Annotated in this window: 12 protein-coding genes; 9 read left to right on the forward strand and 3 right to left on the reverse strand. The window is 64.1% G+C overall.

What is annotated here, in order from left to right; genetic code table 11:
* Positions 1-215: 215 nt before the first annotated feature.
* Complete coding sequence (locus AC0L2K_RS22575) at positions 216-479, reverse strand: hypothetical protein (protein WP_023798910.1); 264 nt, start codon at positions 477-479, stop codon at positions 216-218.
* A gap of 184 nt (positions 480-663) precedes the next feature.
* Positions 664-3153 carry a mechanosensitive ion channel family protein gene (locus AC0L2K_RS22580; RefSeq protein WP_128166922.1) on the reverse strand — a complete coding sequence of 830 codons (2490 nt, stop codon included), beginning with the start codon at positions 3151-3153 and terminating at the stop codon, positions 664-666.
* A 215-nt stretch (positions 3154-3368) separates the two neighbouring features.
* On the opposite strand from AC0L2K_RS22580, the gene AC0L2K_RS22585 reads away from it, so the two are divergent.
* The 4 genes from AC0L2K_RS22585 (at position 3369) to AC0L2K_RS22600 (ending at position 8613) form a co-directional block, all read left to right on the forward strand.
* On the forward strand, positions 3369-4628 hold the full coding sequence (locus AC0L2K_RS22585) for a sarcosine oxidase subunit beta (protein ID WP_128166924.1): 1260 nt from the start codon (positions 3369-3371) through the stop codon (positions 4626-4628).
* 88 nt (positions 4629-4716) lie between these two features.
* The gene (locus AC0L2K_RS22590; protein WP_128166926.1) at positions 4717-5013 is read left to right on the forward strand and encodes a sarcosine oxidase subunit delta; all 297 of its coding nucleotides are present in this window, start codon (positions 4717-4719) and stop codon (positions 5011-5013) included.
* Entirely contained in the window at positions 5010-8033 is a 3024-nt protein-coding gene (locus tag AC0L2K_RS22595; protein WP_473532362.1) for a sarcosine oxidase subunit alpha, read from the forward strand. Before AC0L2K_RS22590 ends, AC0L2K_RS22595 begins: the two co-directional genes overlap by 4 nt.
* Entirely contained in the window at positions 8026-8613 is a 588-nt protein-coding gene (locus tag AC0L2K_RS22600) for a sarcosine oxidase subunit gamma (protein ID WP_128166930.1), read from the forward strand. The genes AC0L2K_RS22595 and AC0L2K_RS22600 overlap by 8 nt, the downstream gene beginning before the upstream one ends.
* 37 nt (positions 8614-8650) lie before the next feature.
* Here the strand turns inward: AC0L2K_RS22600 and AC0L2K_RS22605 are convergent, their stop codons facing one another.
* Positions 8651-9355 (reverse strand): nitroreductase, encoded by a 705-nt coding sequence (locus AC0L2K_RS22605; protein ID WP_128166932.1) that lies wholly within the window; start codon positions 9353-9355, stop codon positions 8651-8653.
* Positions 9356-9659: 304 nt separating this feature from the next.
* Here AC0L2K_RS22605 and AC0L2K_RS22610 point away from each other — a divergent pair, with 304 nt between their 5' ends.
* The 5 genes from AC0L2K_RS22610 to AC0L2K_RS22630 all read left to right on the forward strand — a co-directional run.
* On the forward strand, positions 9660-10247 hold the full coding sequence (locus AC0L2K_RS22610; RefSeq protein ID WP_473525057.1) for a helix-turn-helix domain-containing protein: 588 nt from the start codon (positions 9660-9662) through the stop codon (positions 10245-10247).
* 16 nt (positions 10248-10263) lie between these two features.
* Entirely contained in the window at positions 10264-12717 is a 2454-nt protein-coding gene (locus AC0L2K_RS22615; protein WP_128246498.1) for a GcvT family protein, read from the forward strand.
* Complete coding sequence (locus AC0L2K_RS22620; protein ID WP_473525058.1) at positions 12714-13613, forward strand: homocysteine S-methyltransferase family protein; 900 nt, start codon at positions 12714-12716, stop codon at positions 13611-13613. The genes AC0L2K_RS22615 and AC0L2K_RS22620 overlap by 4 nt, the downstream gene beginning before the upstream one ends.
* Positions 13613-14794: a pyridoxal phosphate-dependent aminotransferase gene (locus tag AC0L2K_RS22625; protein WP_023798900.1), complete on the forward strand. Its 1182-nt coding sequence runs from the start codon at positions 13613-13615 to the stop codon at positions 14792-14794. Before AC0L2K_RS22620 ends, AC0L2K_RS22625 begins: the two co-directional genes overlap by 1 nt.
* Positions 14791-15254 (forward strand): NAD(P)/FAD-dependent oxidoreductase (locus tag AC0L2K_RS22630; protein WP_473532363.1); only part of this gene is annotated, 464 nt, incomplete at its 3' end. The genes AC0L2K_RS22625 and AC0L2K_RS22630, both read left to right, overlap by 4 nt.

The following is a 15254-nucleotide window of genomic DNA, read 5'->3' on the forward strand; positions in this document are numbered from 1 at the left end:
TTCGGAAAGGATCAGGCGCCGATCCAAAACCCCATGCTTCGGCGTCTTCGGCCCGATATAGCGGGCCACAGCGCAGCGATCGTTAAAGCGTCCGGCCCGGCCTGGCTTGCGTGACGGTATTTTCCCTTTCATCGTTAAGTTTCGATAACCCGAAACGATCAAAGGCCGGGCATTTGCCCGGCCTTCTAAAAACTAGTCAACGTTTTTTGACGCGGTTACTTGATGCGGGCGACGCCGCCAGAGATTTCGATTGTTTCCGAACCGGTCAGCGCTTCGAGGTCGCCATTCGGCATGGTAACGAAACAGCCGGTCGGGCAGAATTCAGCGGTTTCGCCGGCGGCCAGCGCCAGCTCCGTCTTGCCACCGCCTTCGGTCACGACGAGTGTGCGGGTCTCGGCGTCCTTGTTGGTGGCGCTGGCGGCAAAGGCTGAACCGCCCACGGCAAGAAAAGCGATGGCGGCGACGAGCGACTTCCACATTTGCAGTATCGGTGTTGCCACCGCCTCTGTTGCATTTCGCAAGGCATTCCCGCCCTTTGCATGTGAGCTTATATGAGATGCCAGCTGAACGGCAACTGAATGCCGCATTCATGCCGCAATTGCTTTGGCTGCGTCGGAAGCGCAGGTATCAGCCGTTCGCAGGCCGGCTGAATATCAATAAACCCTAATCGGGATCCGGCTTGCGGGTCTTGCGCCCGGATCTGGCCAGACGTTTCGTCTCGGCCACGGCTTCCGCCTTTGCTTGCTCCTGTTCGGCAAAATCGACTTCGATCTTGTCGTCATCGATCGGCCACGCCTCATGCTTCTTGGTCTCGACGACGGCGCGCGGCGCCGACGGAATTTCGATATGCTGATCGGCGAACTCGTCGAGGACGGCAAACCGAATGTCGTTCTGCACGATGTTGCCGTTCATCACGTCGGCCAGGAACACACGGATTTCGAATTCGAGAGCGGCCGCCCCGAAATTGGTGAACAGCACGAAGGGTTCCGGATTTTTCAGCACCAGCGGATGGCCGCGCGCAATCTCCAACAGCACAGCATGGGCCTGCTTGACGTCGCTGCCGTAGGCGACGCCGACCTTGATGTCGATGCGACCGAGCTTGTTGCGGTGCGTCCAGTTGCCGACCGCATTGTTGATCAGGTTTGAATTGGGCAGGATCACCGACTGCCGCTGGAACGTCTCGATCTCGGTAGCGCGCACGCTGATCTTCTTGACCGTGCCGCTGATCTCACCGGCGACGATCCAGTCGCCGACCTTGAACGGCCGCTCGGCCAAGAGGATCAGGCCGGAGACGAAGTTGGAGACGACATTCTGCAGGCCAAAGCCGATACCGAGCGACAGGGCGCCGGCGACAAGCGCCAGGTTGGAGAGATCGATGCCCGCCGCCGAGACGCCGACGAGGGCTGCGAGCGCGACGCCGGCATAGCCGACCGCCAGCCGGATCGAGTTGCGCACGCCGGTATCGACCTTGCCGCGCGCCATCACCGAGCCGTCGAGCCAGCCCTGGAACCAGCGCGTCAGGAAATAGCCGATGATGAAGACGACGATGCCGGTGAGGATGCCGGTCACCGAGATCGTCACGGAGCCGACGGTGAGGCCCGTCGCCAGCTTGTACGCCCAGGCCTCGATGTCGCCGGGCTGGAAGCCCCACATCAACAGGATCATCGGCAGGAACACCAGCACGATCATCAGGTTGATGGCGACGCTGACGACCAGGCCGAGCTGGTCGAGCGCGGACTCCTCATAACTGGAATTGGTCGATAGCCAGCGCCCGATCGACGTGTTGGCAAAGCCACCTTCCTCGCTGATCGCCCGCGCTGACAGGAAGCCGATATAGGCGGTCACCAGAATGGTACCGGTGACCACGACCTGCAGCGAGACGAAGATGGCAAGGCCGATATAGCCGAGCAGCGCCGTGGCAATGGTGAAAAGGCCTAGCGCGACAGCGGTGTAGCGCAGCCACGCCGGCCAGGGGCGCCAGCTTCCGTCGGTGGCCTTGAACGGCTTCAGCAGCGCCATCAGGATCAGGATGATGCCGACGATGACGGTGGCGACAAAACTTCTGGCGATGGTCAGCGACAGCGGCGAGCCCATCGTGTCGTTGACCACCGACAGGAAATAGTTGACGCCGATCACTACCGCCATGGCGGTCGTCAGCCGCACCAGCCAGCGTGCCGGGCCTGATTCAACGGGGATGAGCCGCCAGTTCGGCAGCCGCGGCTCCAGCGTCGCATTGGCCAGTCGGTTGACGCAGAACACCACCGCGATGACCCCGACCAGCGCCTTCAGGAACACGCCAATGTCGCCGCGCAACACATTGTAATAGTTGAAAAAGAACACGGTCGAGACCAGGAAGACGCCGACCGCCAGCGTCGGCAGCAATGTCGACCAGAACGCCACCGACAACCGGCTGAGATAGGACGGATCTTCGACCGACGGGTCCGCTTCGAAGATACGCCCGAACAAACGCCGCCCACCGACAAAAAGCACCGCCGCCAGGGAAAGCGCCGTCAAGGTCGCGGCCAGCACGGCCTGGAACTTGAACTTGAAGACAAAGGCCAGCCACGACGACACTGCCTTGTTGAAGCCGGTAAATTCACCATTGGCATCGGAAATGACTTCAGGGCTCAACGCGTCGGACAGCACGTAGCGCTTGGTGAGCAGATTGCGAAACAGCTCGCTGCGCATATTGGCGATCTTGGCGATGAGGCCGCTGATTCGGATCGACAGGTTTTGCGCCGCGGCGATGACAGCATTGATCTCGGCCTTTTCGGACGCCAGCGCCTGGCGTTCGCTGGTCACGATGTCGGGTTCGGGTGGCTGGCCCGCGGCCGGCGGCGCCGCGAGCTGATCGAGCCTTGCGTTGATCTCCGAAAGGCGCGGGCGGAAGACAAGCGCGCTGTCCAGCGCACCTCGCGACATTTCCTCGAGCTGCAGGCGGATGTCGACAAGGCTGGCGTCGTCGTCACCGTCCTCCTGGATTTTCTTTTCGAGATTGTCGGTCCTCGTCGTCAGGTCCTGCAGGATTTTCTGCTGGTCGGCGACCACTCCAGAGGCAGCCTGCTCAAGCCCCTGCGCCGCCGCATCAAGCGACAGCGGCGCCGAGGCGACGATCGCCAGGACCAGAACGAAGCGGAGCAGTCGGAAAAGCATGATCGTTTGGCGACTCACAGGCGGTAAGGCGTTCTAAAGCTCGCCCTTGATAAAGACGCTGATACCGGGGAGCAAGCCGTCCCGCCCTGCCGCCCTTCGGAGTCGGCCAGTCGAAAAGCGATGGCGCAATATTGGCTTTGCGGCAGCGGCCTGCTCTATAATGTGCCGCATCGCCCAAAACGGCTGACGAAAAGCCAGAACGGACAACAAAAAGAATGGCGGAATATTCGGCCTTCTCGCTTCTCAAAAATGCGCTGACCGGCAACAAGGACTGGAAACCGGCCTGGCGCAAGCCGGACCCGAAGGCGTCCTACGACGTGATCGTCATCGGCGGTGGCGGCCATGGCCTGTCGACCGCCTATTATCTCGCCAAGGAGCACGGCATCACCAACGTGGCAGTGCTGGAAAAGCGCTGGCTCGGCTCCGGCAATGTCGGCCGCAACACGACAGCGGTCCGCTCCAACTACCTGCTGCCTGCCAACACGCGCTTCTACGAACATTCGATGAAGCTGTGGGAGAACCTGTCGCACGACCTCAACTACAACGTCATGTTCTCGCAGCGCGGCTGCCTCAACCTCGCGCACACGCCGGCCCAGTTCGACGATTTTGCCCGCCGGGGCAACGCCATGCGCCATCTCGGCGTCGACGCCGAACTGATGACCACGGCCGAGATCGCGCGCCTGGTGCCGGCGCTGGACGTCTCCGCCACGGCGCGCTTCCCAATCGTCGGCGGCCTGATGCAGCGGCGCGCCGGCACCGCCCGCCACGATGCCGTCGCCTGGGGCTATGCGCGCGGCGCCGACCGCCGCGGTGTCGATATCATCGAGAATTGCGAGGTCACCGGCTTCCTGCGCGACGGCGACCGCATATCAGGCGTCTCGACGTCGCGCGGAGATATCCGCGCCAGGAAGGTGGCGGTCGCGGTGGCCGGCAGCACCGGGCAAGTCATGCGGCTCGCCGGCATCGATACGATGCCGATCGAGAGCCACGTGCTGCAGGCTTTTGTGACGGAATCGCTGAAGCCGTTCATCAACACAGTCCTGACTTTCGGCATGGGCCATTTCTACATGTCGCAGTCGGACAAGGGCGGCCTTGTCTATGGCGGCGATCTCGACGGCTACAACAGCTACGCCCAGCGCGGCAGTTTGCCTGTTGTCGATGAGGTGATGAGCGAGATGCTGGCGCTGTTTCCGGGTCTCGCCCGGGTTCGCATGCTGCGCTCCTGGGGTGGCGTCTGCGACATGTCGATGGACGGTTCTCCCATCATCACCACCGGCCCGCTGCCGGGCATGTATCTCAACTGCGGCTGGTGCTACGGCGGCTTCAAGGCGACGCCGGCCTCCGGCTGGTGCTTTGCGTGGACCATAGCCAAGGATGAACCGCACGACATCAACGCGCCCTTCACGCTGGATCGCTTCCATCGCGGCCTGGTGATCGACGACAAGGGCCAGGGCGCGACGCCGCGGCTGCATTAGACCATGATCCCGAACCGCAGGTCGGCGTAACAAAGAGTGGAAACCGGTTTTCGGCCAAGATCATGGTCAAACGAGAAGATACAATCGCATGCTGATTACCTGCCCCTATTGCGGCCCGCGCGACGTCATCGAGTTCACCTATCAGGGTGACGGCAACCGCGAGCGCCCTCAGCCTGCCTCGCAGGACCTCGATGCCTGGAACGCCTATGTCTATGACCGATTGAACCCGGCGGGTGACCACAACGAGATCTGGCAGCATTCCGGCGGCTGCCGCGCCCATCTCAGGGTCGTGCGCAACACGCTGACACACGAGATCTCCAGCGTCGCGTTCACGCGCGGCGACCACAAAGTGGCTGCCCGGCACAAGGCGGAGGGCAAGTCATGAGCCCGCGCCGCACCGATGCCGGTGGCCGGATCGACCGGCTGCGAACCATCCGGTTCACCTTCGACGGCGCGCCTTACACCGGCCATGCCGGCGACACGCTTGCCTCAGCGCTGCTGGCCAATGGCGTCACCCTGTTCGGACGCTCGTTCAAATATCACCGTCCTCGCGGGGTGCTGACGGCAGGCGTCGAGGAACCGAACGCCCTGGTGACGGTGTTGCGGGGCGAGGTTCGCGAGCCCAACATCGCCGCGACCATGGTCGAGATCCATGATGGGCTGACCGCCGTCAGCCAGAACCGCTTTCCATCGCTGGCCTGGGATGTCAGCGCCGCCAACCAGCTCGGCGGCAAGCTTCTGTCCGCCGGCTTCTATTACAAGACCTTCATGGGCCCCGCGATCGGCCCGCTGAAGAGCACGCGTTTCTGGATGTTCTGCGAGCATTTCATCCGCCGCGCCGCCGGTCTCGGCCGCGCCGGGACCGCTGCCGACACGGCGCGTTACGAGCGCATGAACGCCTTCTGCGATGTGCTGGTGGTCGGTTCCGGTCCGGCCGGACTGATGGCCGCCAGGGCAGCCGCCGATCAGGGCGCGCGTGTCATCCTCAGCGAACTCGAACCGCATTTCGGCGGCTCGGCCAACTGGTCGGGCGAGACGATCGACGGGATGCCCGGGGCCGACTGGGCAGCGCGAGCCGCCGGCCAGCTCGAAGGCTATGACAATGTCCGCCTGCTGCCACGCACCACGGTCTGGGGCTATTACGACGGCAACACGCTCGCCGCGCTTGAACGGGTTGCCGACCACAAGGAGAGACCCGGCAAGGGCGAACCACGCCATCGCTACTGGATCATTCGCGCCAAGTCGGTGGTGCTGGCCACCGGCTCCTTCGAGCGGCCGCTGGTGTTTCCGGGCAACGATCGGCCGGGAGTGATGCTGGCGCATGCCGCCGAGCGCTACGCCAACGAGTACGGCGTGCTGGCGGGCAACAGGATCGCACTGTTCACCAACAATGACAGCGCCTATCGCTCCGCCCTGGCGCTGAAGAAGGCCGGCGCGGCGATTGTCGCGATCGTCGACGTGCGGCCGGAGCTTTCGAGCGAGATGCGCGAGCTCGCCGATGAAGCGGAAGCCAAGATCCTTTTCGGTCACGCCGTGGTCGCCACCGAAGGCGGCAAGGCGCTGTCCGGCGTCAAGGTGCAGGGCTTCGACATGGTCAACGGCGCGCTTGCCGGCGAGGCGCGCAGCATTCAAGCCGACTGCCTGCTGATATCGGGAGGCTGGTCGCCGACCATCCATCTGGCCAGCCAGGCCGGCGCCAGGGCGGAATGGAATGCCGCCAGACAAGCCTTCCTGCCACCGAAGCCAACCCAGCAATGGCCAACACAGCGATGGCCAACACAGCAATGGATTGGCGCCGGCGCTTTCACCGGCAGCTTTTCCACCGCCGAGGCAATCGCCGAAGGCCGCGCCGCCGGGCTTTCGGCGGCAGGTGGAACAGGTGCGCCAACGGTCCTGCCGGTCGTCGAAGCCGCACCCGGCGGTCCCGACCCGGCCCCGGTGTTCGAGATCAGGGCCGATGGAAAAAGCTTCGTCGATTTCCAGCACGACGTGACGGCGGAGGATGTACGGCTGGCGCATCGGGAAGGCTTTGTCTCGGTCGAGCATTTGAAGCGCTACACCACGCTCGGCATGGCGACCGACCAGGGCAAGAGCTCCAACATACCCGGCCTCGCCATCATGGCCGAGGCGCTGGGCAAGCCGATTCCCGAAGTCGGCACGACACGCTTTCGCCCACCTTTTTCGGCCGTGTCGATCGGCTCACTGGCCGCGGAGCGTTTCGGCGACTTGAGGCCCGAACGACTGACGCCGATGCATGACTGGCACGTCGCCAACGGCGCGACCATGTATTCAGCCGGCCTCTGGTATCGCCCGATGATTTATGGCCATCCCGGCGAGACAATCGAGCAGGCCTATGTGCGCGAAGCCAGGGCGACGCGGGAGAGCGCCGGCATCGTCGATGTCTCGACGCTGGGCAAGATCGCCGTGCAGGGCCCGGACGCGGCGGAATTCCTCGACCGGGTTTACACCAACATGTTCTCGACATTGGCCGTCGGCAAGGCCCGCTACGGGCTGATGCTGCGCGAGGACGGCCTCGCCTTCGACGACGGCACGACGTGGCGGCTCGGCGAACTGGACTTCCTGATGACCACCACCACCGCCAATGCCGGCAAGGTGATGCAGCATCTGGAGTATTTCCTCGACGTCATCTGGCCGGAGCTGAAGGTCCATGTCACCTCGGTGACCGACGAATGGGCGGGTGCGGCGATCGGCGGGCCTAGGGCGAGAGAGATCCTTGCTGCTTGCCTCACCGGCACCGCCGTCGACAACGCAACCCTGCCTTTCATGGGCATCGTGCGCGGCAAGATATCAGGCGTGCCGGTGATGATCTGCCGGCTTTCCTTCTCCGGCGAAATGGCCTTCGAAGTCTACTCCGGCGCCGGCTACGGCACCCATGTCTGGGAAGCCTTGATCGAAGCCGGCAAGCCGTTCGGACTGGTGACTTACGGGCTTGAGGCACTTGGCACGTTGCGCATCGAGAAAGGCCACGTCACCGGCGCCGAGATCGACGGCCGCACCACCGCACGAGACCTGCATCTCGACTGGATGCTGTCCAGGAAGAAGCCCTTCATCGGCTCGGCGATGATGGACCGCGAGGGCCTGATCGCGCCCGGCCGGCTGGAACTCGTCGGCCTGATCTCGCTGGACAACCAGCCGCTCAACGGCGGCGCCCACATCGTCGAAGCGCTTGACGAAGCCAATCCGCACGATTCCATCGGCCACATCACCGCTTGCTGTTATTCGCCGGCGCTCGGCAAGTACATCGCGCTCGCTTTGGTCAAGGACGGCAAGGCACGGCGCGGCACACGCGCCCATATCTCCGATCCCCTGCGCAACCGGTTCGGCCCGGTCGAGATCGTCTCCAACCACTTCTTTGATCCGGACGGGAGCCGCATGCATGGTTGAGCGCCAATCCCCGCTTGAGCTGGAGCTGCGCACCGGCTCGCATGGCGATTTCGAACACGGCATCGAGGTCATCCTCTCCGAAAGCAGGCCGGGATCGATCCTGCAGCTCGCTGCCTGGCTGGGCCAGGAGAAAGAGTTGATAGCAGGCATTCGCACCGTTACCGACCTTGCGCTGCCCGATGGCGCCGGCGCCGGCAGTACCGACGGCGTGAGGTCGGTGTTCGGATTTGCACCGGGAAAATTCACCGTGGTCGACGAAGCTGAGGGCCTGGCATCGGCCTTTGCCAATGTCGTCACCCCTGATATCGGCACGGTGACCGACCTGTCGCACGGCCGCACCGCGATCCGCATCGCCGGGCCGAAGGCCGAATGGGTTCTGGCAAAGTTCTTCGCCATCGACTTCGCGCTGCCGGCCTTCCCGGTCGGTGCCGGCCGCTCGACCATGCATCATGATGTCTTCGCCCAAATCCAGCGCACCGGCGCCGACCAGTTCGACATCTATGTGTTCCGCTCGTTTGCGCGCTCGTTCTGGAAGGCGCTCTGTCACGCCAGCGAGGAAGTCGGCTACGAAGTGCAGTAGACCGACGCGGCGCGTCGTCACCACGCTTGGCGTCACCTCAACTGGCGAACGTCACCCACTCTTCCAGCGGCGCGCGGTCGGTGCGGAACGCGTTTTCGGGCTTGGATGTGTCCTCACGGCCAAGCGCCATGCCACAGACGACGATCTCCGCGTCGGGAATGTTGAGCACCGGCCTGATCTGCTTGTGATAGGGTGCAAAGGCCGCCTGCGGGCAGGTGTGCAGACCCCTGCCCCGCGCCGCCACCATGATGTTCTGCAGGAACATGCCGTAATCGATCCACGAGCCCTTGTTCAGCCGCCGGTCAACGGTGAAGATCATGCCGACCGGTGCGTCGAAGAAGACGAAGTTGCGGTCGTGCTGCGCGCGCATCCTGTCGACCTCACGCCGGCCGATGCCGAGCACGCTGTAGAGGCCGAACCCGTTGGCTCGCCGCCGGGTCAGATAGGGCTCGAAGAACTGGTCGGGATAGTAGCGATACTCGTCCCACTCGGCCTTTTCGGCACGGATGCCGGAGTTGAGGATGGCGTCGCTGATCCGTTGCTTGACCTCGCCCTTGGTGACGTAGACCCGCCAGGGTTGCATGTTGGTGCCCGAAGGCGCACGCGCGGCAACGGCGAGTATGGCGCGGATCGTCTCGTCGTCGACCATGTCGGGCAGGAACGCCCGCACCGAACGGCGCGACGTGATCGCCTCGTCGACGATCGCCGCGCCATCCGTAATCTTAGTCCTGTTTTCCAGCATGGGCGTCCCTTTGCGCGTGCCACGGAAACCGGAATCGATTCCGGAAAGGATACATGCGCCGTCTAGAAATGAGAGAGCACCATTGCGGTCCAATTTGACGCATGGCGCTCTAACGCAAACCTCGACCGGACGCCCTCACTGGCCGTTCGAGGCCAAGCCTTTGCCTGAACCGTCAAAACGGCGCAAGCAAATCTTGTGGCCTCATGAAAATTATCTTGATTTTTTCACGAACCTGACCCCTGATGAAATTTGCCCTCAATTTTTCACCAATTTCACCAGACAGATTTTTACCGAGAAAAAAGCTTTGACCTCAACCGCCGTCAGATCGGAGCAGGAAAGCCGCGAACGGCTGCTGGCCGGCGATATCAGGGCGCTGCGCAGGGCGCGCGGGCTGACGCTTGCCGAAACCGGCCTGAAGCTCGGCCGCTCGGTCGGCTGGGTCAGTCAGGTCGAGCGCGGCCTGTCGATACCATCGCTTAGCGATCTCAGGGCCTTCGCGGAATTGTTCGGCGTGCCGGTCAGCCTGTTCTTCAGCCACGACGTGCCCGTCGAGAACGAGCGCGGCGTGGTCGTGCGCGCCGGCAGCCGCCGCACGCTTGGCACAAGCGATTCCGGACTGGTGGAGGAGCTTCTTTCGCCCGATCTCGGCGGTAGCTTCGAGATGCTGCGTTCGGTCTTCGCGCCGGGTGCTGAACTGAAGACCGAAGCCCGCCGGCCGACGGAGGAAGCCGGATATGTCGCTTCCGGCAGCTTCGACATCGAGATATCAGGCGTCTGGCACCGGCTTGGCGAAGGCGACTCCTTTCGCTTCGACGGCAAGCCGTTCCGCTGGCGCAATCCCGGTGCGGAGCCAGCGGTAGTCATCTGGGTGGTTTCGCCGCCCGTCTATTGAAGGTTTGGAGAAGAACATGGCCGGTTTGCCGACCACGGCACGTGTGGTGATCATCGGAGGCGGTGTCGTCGGCGCGTCGGCGCTCTACCATCTCGCCAAGGCGGGCTGGACCGACTGCGTGCTCCTCGAAAAGAACGAGCTCACCTCCGGCTCGACTTGGCATGCGGCCGGCAACGTGCCGACCTTCTCCTCGTCATGGTCGCTGATGAACATGCAGCGCTATTCGACCGAGCTCTATCGCGGGCTGGCCGACGCGGTCGGCTACCCCATGAACTACCACGTCACCGGCTCGCTCAGGCTGGCCCATACGGCGGAGCGCATGCAGGAGTTCCAGCGCGCCAAGGGCATGGGCCGCTACCAGGGCATGGACATCGATGTGGTCGGGCTCGACGAGATCAAGCGCCGCTACCCGTTCATCGAAACGCATGAGTTGAAGGGCGCGCTCTACGATCCGAGCGACGGCGACATCGACCCGGCGCAGCTGACTCAGGCGCTGGCCAAGGGCGCCCGCGACCTGGGTGCGAAGATCATTCGCTTCTGTCCGGTCACCGGCGTGCGCCGCGACAAGGACGAGTGGGTGGTCGAGACCGCGCAGGGCGAGATCCGCTGCGAGATCGTCGTCAACGCCGCCGGCTACCGTGCGGCCGAAGTCGGCAGGATGTTCGGCCGCGACGTGCCGATGATGGTGATGAGCCATCAATATATCCTGTTCGAGGAAATCCCCGAACTGGCCGCGTGGTCGAAGGAGCAGGGCAAGAAACTGCCGCTGCTGCGCGACGTCGACACCTCCTATTATCTGCGCCAGGAAAAGAACGGCATGAATCTCGGCCCCTATGAGCGCAATTGCCGTGCCCATTGGGTCGGCCACAACGATCCGATGCCAGACGATTTTTCGTTCCAGCTGTTCCCCGACGATCTCGACCGGCTCGAGGACTATATGGCCGATGCCGTCGCCCGGGTGCCGATTCTCGGCACCGCGGGCCTGTCCAAGGTCATCAACGGTCCTATCCCCTACGCGCCGGACGGCAACCCGCTGATCGGCCCGATGCCCGGCGTGCCGAACGCCTTCGAGGCCTGCGTCTTCACCTTCGGCATCGCCCAGGGCGGCGGCGCCGGCAAGGTGCTGGCCGAATGGGTGACTGAAGGCCAAACCGAATGGGACATGTGGTCCTGCGATCCGCGCCGCTTCACCAGCTTTGCCTCGGCCCCGGATTACTGCGTCGCCAAGGGCATGGAAATCTACGGCAACGAATACGCCATCCAGTTCCCGCGCCATGCCTGGCCGGCAGGCCGCGACCGCAAACTGTCGCCGATCCATGATCGCATCAAGGCGCTCGGCGCTTGCTTCGACGCCTATAATGGCTGGGAGCGCGCCACCTGGTACGCGCAGGCCGGCGACGACGTCTCGGAAACCGCGACGCTGACCTTCCGCCGCGACGGGCCGTGGCAGCATCGCGTGCGCGAAGAATGCCTTGCCGTGCGCGATGCCGCCGGCATTTTGGACCTGCCCGGGTTCTCCCGCTTCAATCTCGACGGTCCGGGCGCGGCCGACTGGTTGAGCCAACAGATCACCGGCCTGGTGCCGAAACCCGGCCGCATCGGCCTCGTCTATTTTGCCGACGACAAGGGCCGCATCGTCACCGAAATGTCTGCCGTTCGCCACGACGAGAATTTGATGACGCTGATCACCGCCGCGGTGGCGCAATGGCACGATTTCGAATGGCTGAAATGGCGCATGCCGAAGGACGCCTCGTTCAGGCTGGTCGACCGGACCGAGGAATACGCCACGCAGATCCTCGCCGGGCCCAATTCGCGAAAAATCCTCGCCGATGTCTGCGCCGCCGACCTTGCCCTGCCCTGGCTGACCCACCAGGAGACGACAATTGCCGGCCGTTGGGCAAGGCTGTTGCGTGTGTCCTTCGCCGGCGAACTCGGCTGGGAAATCCACACCAGGATCGACGACACCGCCACCGTGTTCGACGCCGTCTGGGCGGCAGGGCAGAAGCATGGGCTGAAGCCGTTCGGCATGTACGCGCTGGATTCATTGCGGCTTGAAAAATCCTATCGCGCCTGGAAAGGCGACCTGTCGACCGACTATTCGATCCTGCAGGGTGGGCTGGAGCGTTTCGTGAAATGGGACAAGCCGGATTTCCGTGGCAAGGCGGCGCTGCAAAACGAGAAGCAGCAGGGCGTGAAGAAGCGCTTTGTCACGCTGGTCGTCGAAAACCCCGGCGGCTGCGACGCGCCAACCATGTCGACGCTGTGGCATGACGGCCGGATCGTCGGCGAGACGACGTCCGGCGGCTGGGGTCATCGGATCGACAAGTCGATCGCGCTCGGCGTACTGCGCGCCGACCTGACTGAGCCGGGAACTGCGGTCGAGGTCGAGATCTTCGGCGAGCGCTTCAAGGCGGTCGTGCAGAAGGACGAACCGCTGTGGGATCCAAACAACGAGAGGTTGCGCGCATGAATTCAGTCATTCTCACCGACGGCGGCATGGGCCAGGAACTGGTCCGCCGCAGCAGCTCCGATCCCACCCCGCTATGGTCGGCCAGGGTGCTGATCGACGAACCGGACCTGGTGCGCGACCTGCATGCGGAGTTCATTCGGGCCGGCGCCCGCGTCATCACCATCAACACCTATTCCGCAACCCCCGAGCGGCTGGCGCGCGAGGGCGCGGAAGAGCTGTTCAAGCCGCTGCAGCAGCGCGGCATAGAACTGGCAAGGCAAGCGCGCGACCAGGCCGGCGACGCGGCAATCGCCGGCTGCCTGTCGCCGCTGTTCGGCAGCTACGCACCGGCCCTGACGATATCCTTCGAGGATACGCTCGACATCTACCGCCGCATCGTTGCCGAGCAGGCCGACGGTGTCGATCTGTTCCTGTGCGAGACCATGGCGTCGGCCGAGGAGGCGCGCGCGGCTGTCACCGCCGCGTCGGAAAGCGGCAAGCCGGTGTGGGTGTCGTGGACGCTCGCCGATCACGGCGCGCCGCGGCTGCGCAGCGGCGAAACCATAGCGGCGGCAGCAAGAGCTCTCGACGGCCTGCCGGTCGCAGCCAGGCTGATCAATTGCTGCCGGCCCGAAGCCATTGCTGCAGCGCTGCCCGAACTGATCGCTCTCGGCGGGCCGGTTGGCGCCTATGCCAACGGCTTCACCTCGGTCGAGGCGCTCAAGCATGGCGGAACGGTGGAAGTGCTGCACGCCCGCCACGACGTCGATCCGGATGCCTATGCCGACCAGGCGGTCGGCTGGGTCGAGGCCGGCGCCGACATCGTCGGCGGCTGCTGCGAAGTCGGGCCGCCTCATATCGCGGCCCTGCGCGACCGGCTCGAACAGGCCGGCTACGAAATTTCGGGAGTAGCATAATGCCCAGACCGTCATCGCGCATTTCCGGCATCGTGCCTTCCGGCAAGGACGGCTGGGAGGTCCATTTCGCCGCCTGGACGCGCAAGCAGGCCGGCGAGGACATCATCATGCTGTCGGTCGGCGACCATGATTTCGACACGCCGACGCAGACGATCGAAGCCTGCGTGACCGCGGTTCGCGCCAGCAATCACCACTATACCCCGCTTGCCGGCATTCCGCGCCTGCGCCAGGCCATGGCGGCGGCCTCGACCGCCTGCACCGGCGTTACGACCAACCCCGACCAGGTCATCGCCACACCGGGCGGGCAGGCGGCACTTTACGCGGCGGTGCAGGCCGTTCTCGACCAGGGCGACCATGCCATTGTGGTGGCGCCCTATTACGCGACCTACCCCAACACCTTCAGTGCGGCGGGCGCCGATTTCACCGTGGTCGAGACACCCGCCGAGGATGGTTTCCAGCCGCGCGCCGCCGACATTCGCGCAGGGCTTCGGCCGAACACCCGCGCCATCCTGATCAACACGCCGAACAACCCGACGGGTGCCGTCTATTCGCGCCAGCGGCTGGAAGAGCTGGCGCAGATCTGCCGGGAGCATGACCTCTGGCTGCTGTCGGACGAGGTCTATTGGACGCTGGGCGGCGGCGAGCACGTCTCGCCGCGTTCACTGCCAGGCATGGCGGAACGCACGCTGGTCATCAATTCCATGTCGAAGAGCCACGGCATGACCGGCTGGCGGATGGGCTGGCTGAGCGGGCCCGAACAGATGATCTCGCTGCTGACCAACCTCAATCTGGTGACCACCTACGGCCTGCCGGCGTTCATCAGCCTCGCTTGCGCCGAGGCGCTGGAAAACGGCTACGGCGTCAAGGAGATCGCCGAACGCTATGCCGCACGGCGCAGCGTCGTCCTCGATGCCATGCGCGGCATGAACAACATCACCGTGCGCGGCTCCGAAGGCGGCATGTATGTCATGCTCGATATCTCGGCTCTCGAGCCGGACGACGAGAAATTCGCCTGGGCTCTGCTCGACAAGGAAAAGGTCGGCGTCATGCCCGGCTCGAGCTTCGGCGAGGCCGCCGCCGGCCATATTCGCGTCAGCCTCTGCCAGCCCGAGGCGGTGCTTCTGGAAGCAACCCTTCGCTTGCGCCGCTTCGCGTCCAGCTACCGCCGCGAGGCCGCATGAGCGCCCTGCCCCAGAAAACCATTCTGGCCAAAACCAATCCGCCCAAAACCATTCCTCCCAAGGCGAGGGCCGTCATCATCGGCGGCGGCGTCTCCGGCTGCTCGGTCGCCTATCATCTGGCCAAGCTCGGCTGGACCGACATCGTGCTGCTCGAGCGCAAGCAGCTGACATCGGGCACGACATGGCACGCCGCCGGCCTGATCGGCCAGTTGCGCGGTTCGCAGAACATGACGCGGCTGGCGAAATATTCGGCCGACCTCTACGTCAGGCTGGAGGCCGAGACCGATGTCGGCACCGGCATGCGCCAGGTCGGTTCGATCACCGTGGCGCTGACCGAAGAACGCAAGCACGAGATTTATAGGCAGGCGTCGCTCGCCCGCGCGTTCGATATCGACGTGCGCGAGATTTCGCCAAACGAAGTCAAGCAGATGTACCCGCATCTTAATGTTTCCGATGTGGT

The sequence above is a fragment of the Mesorhizobium sp. WSM4817 genome (assembly GCF_055811135.1).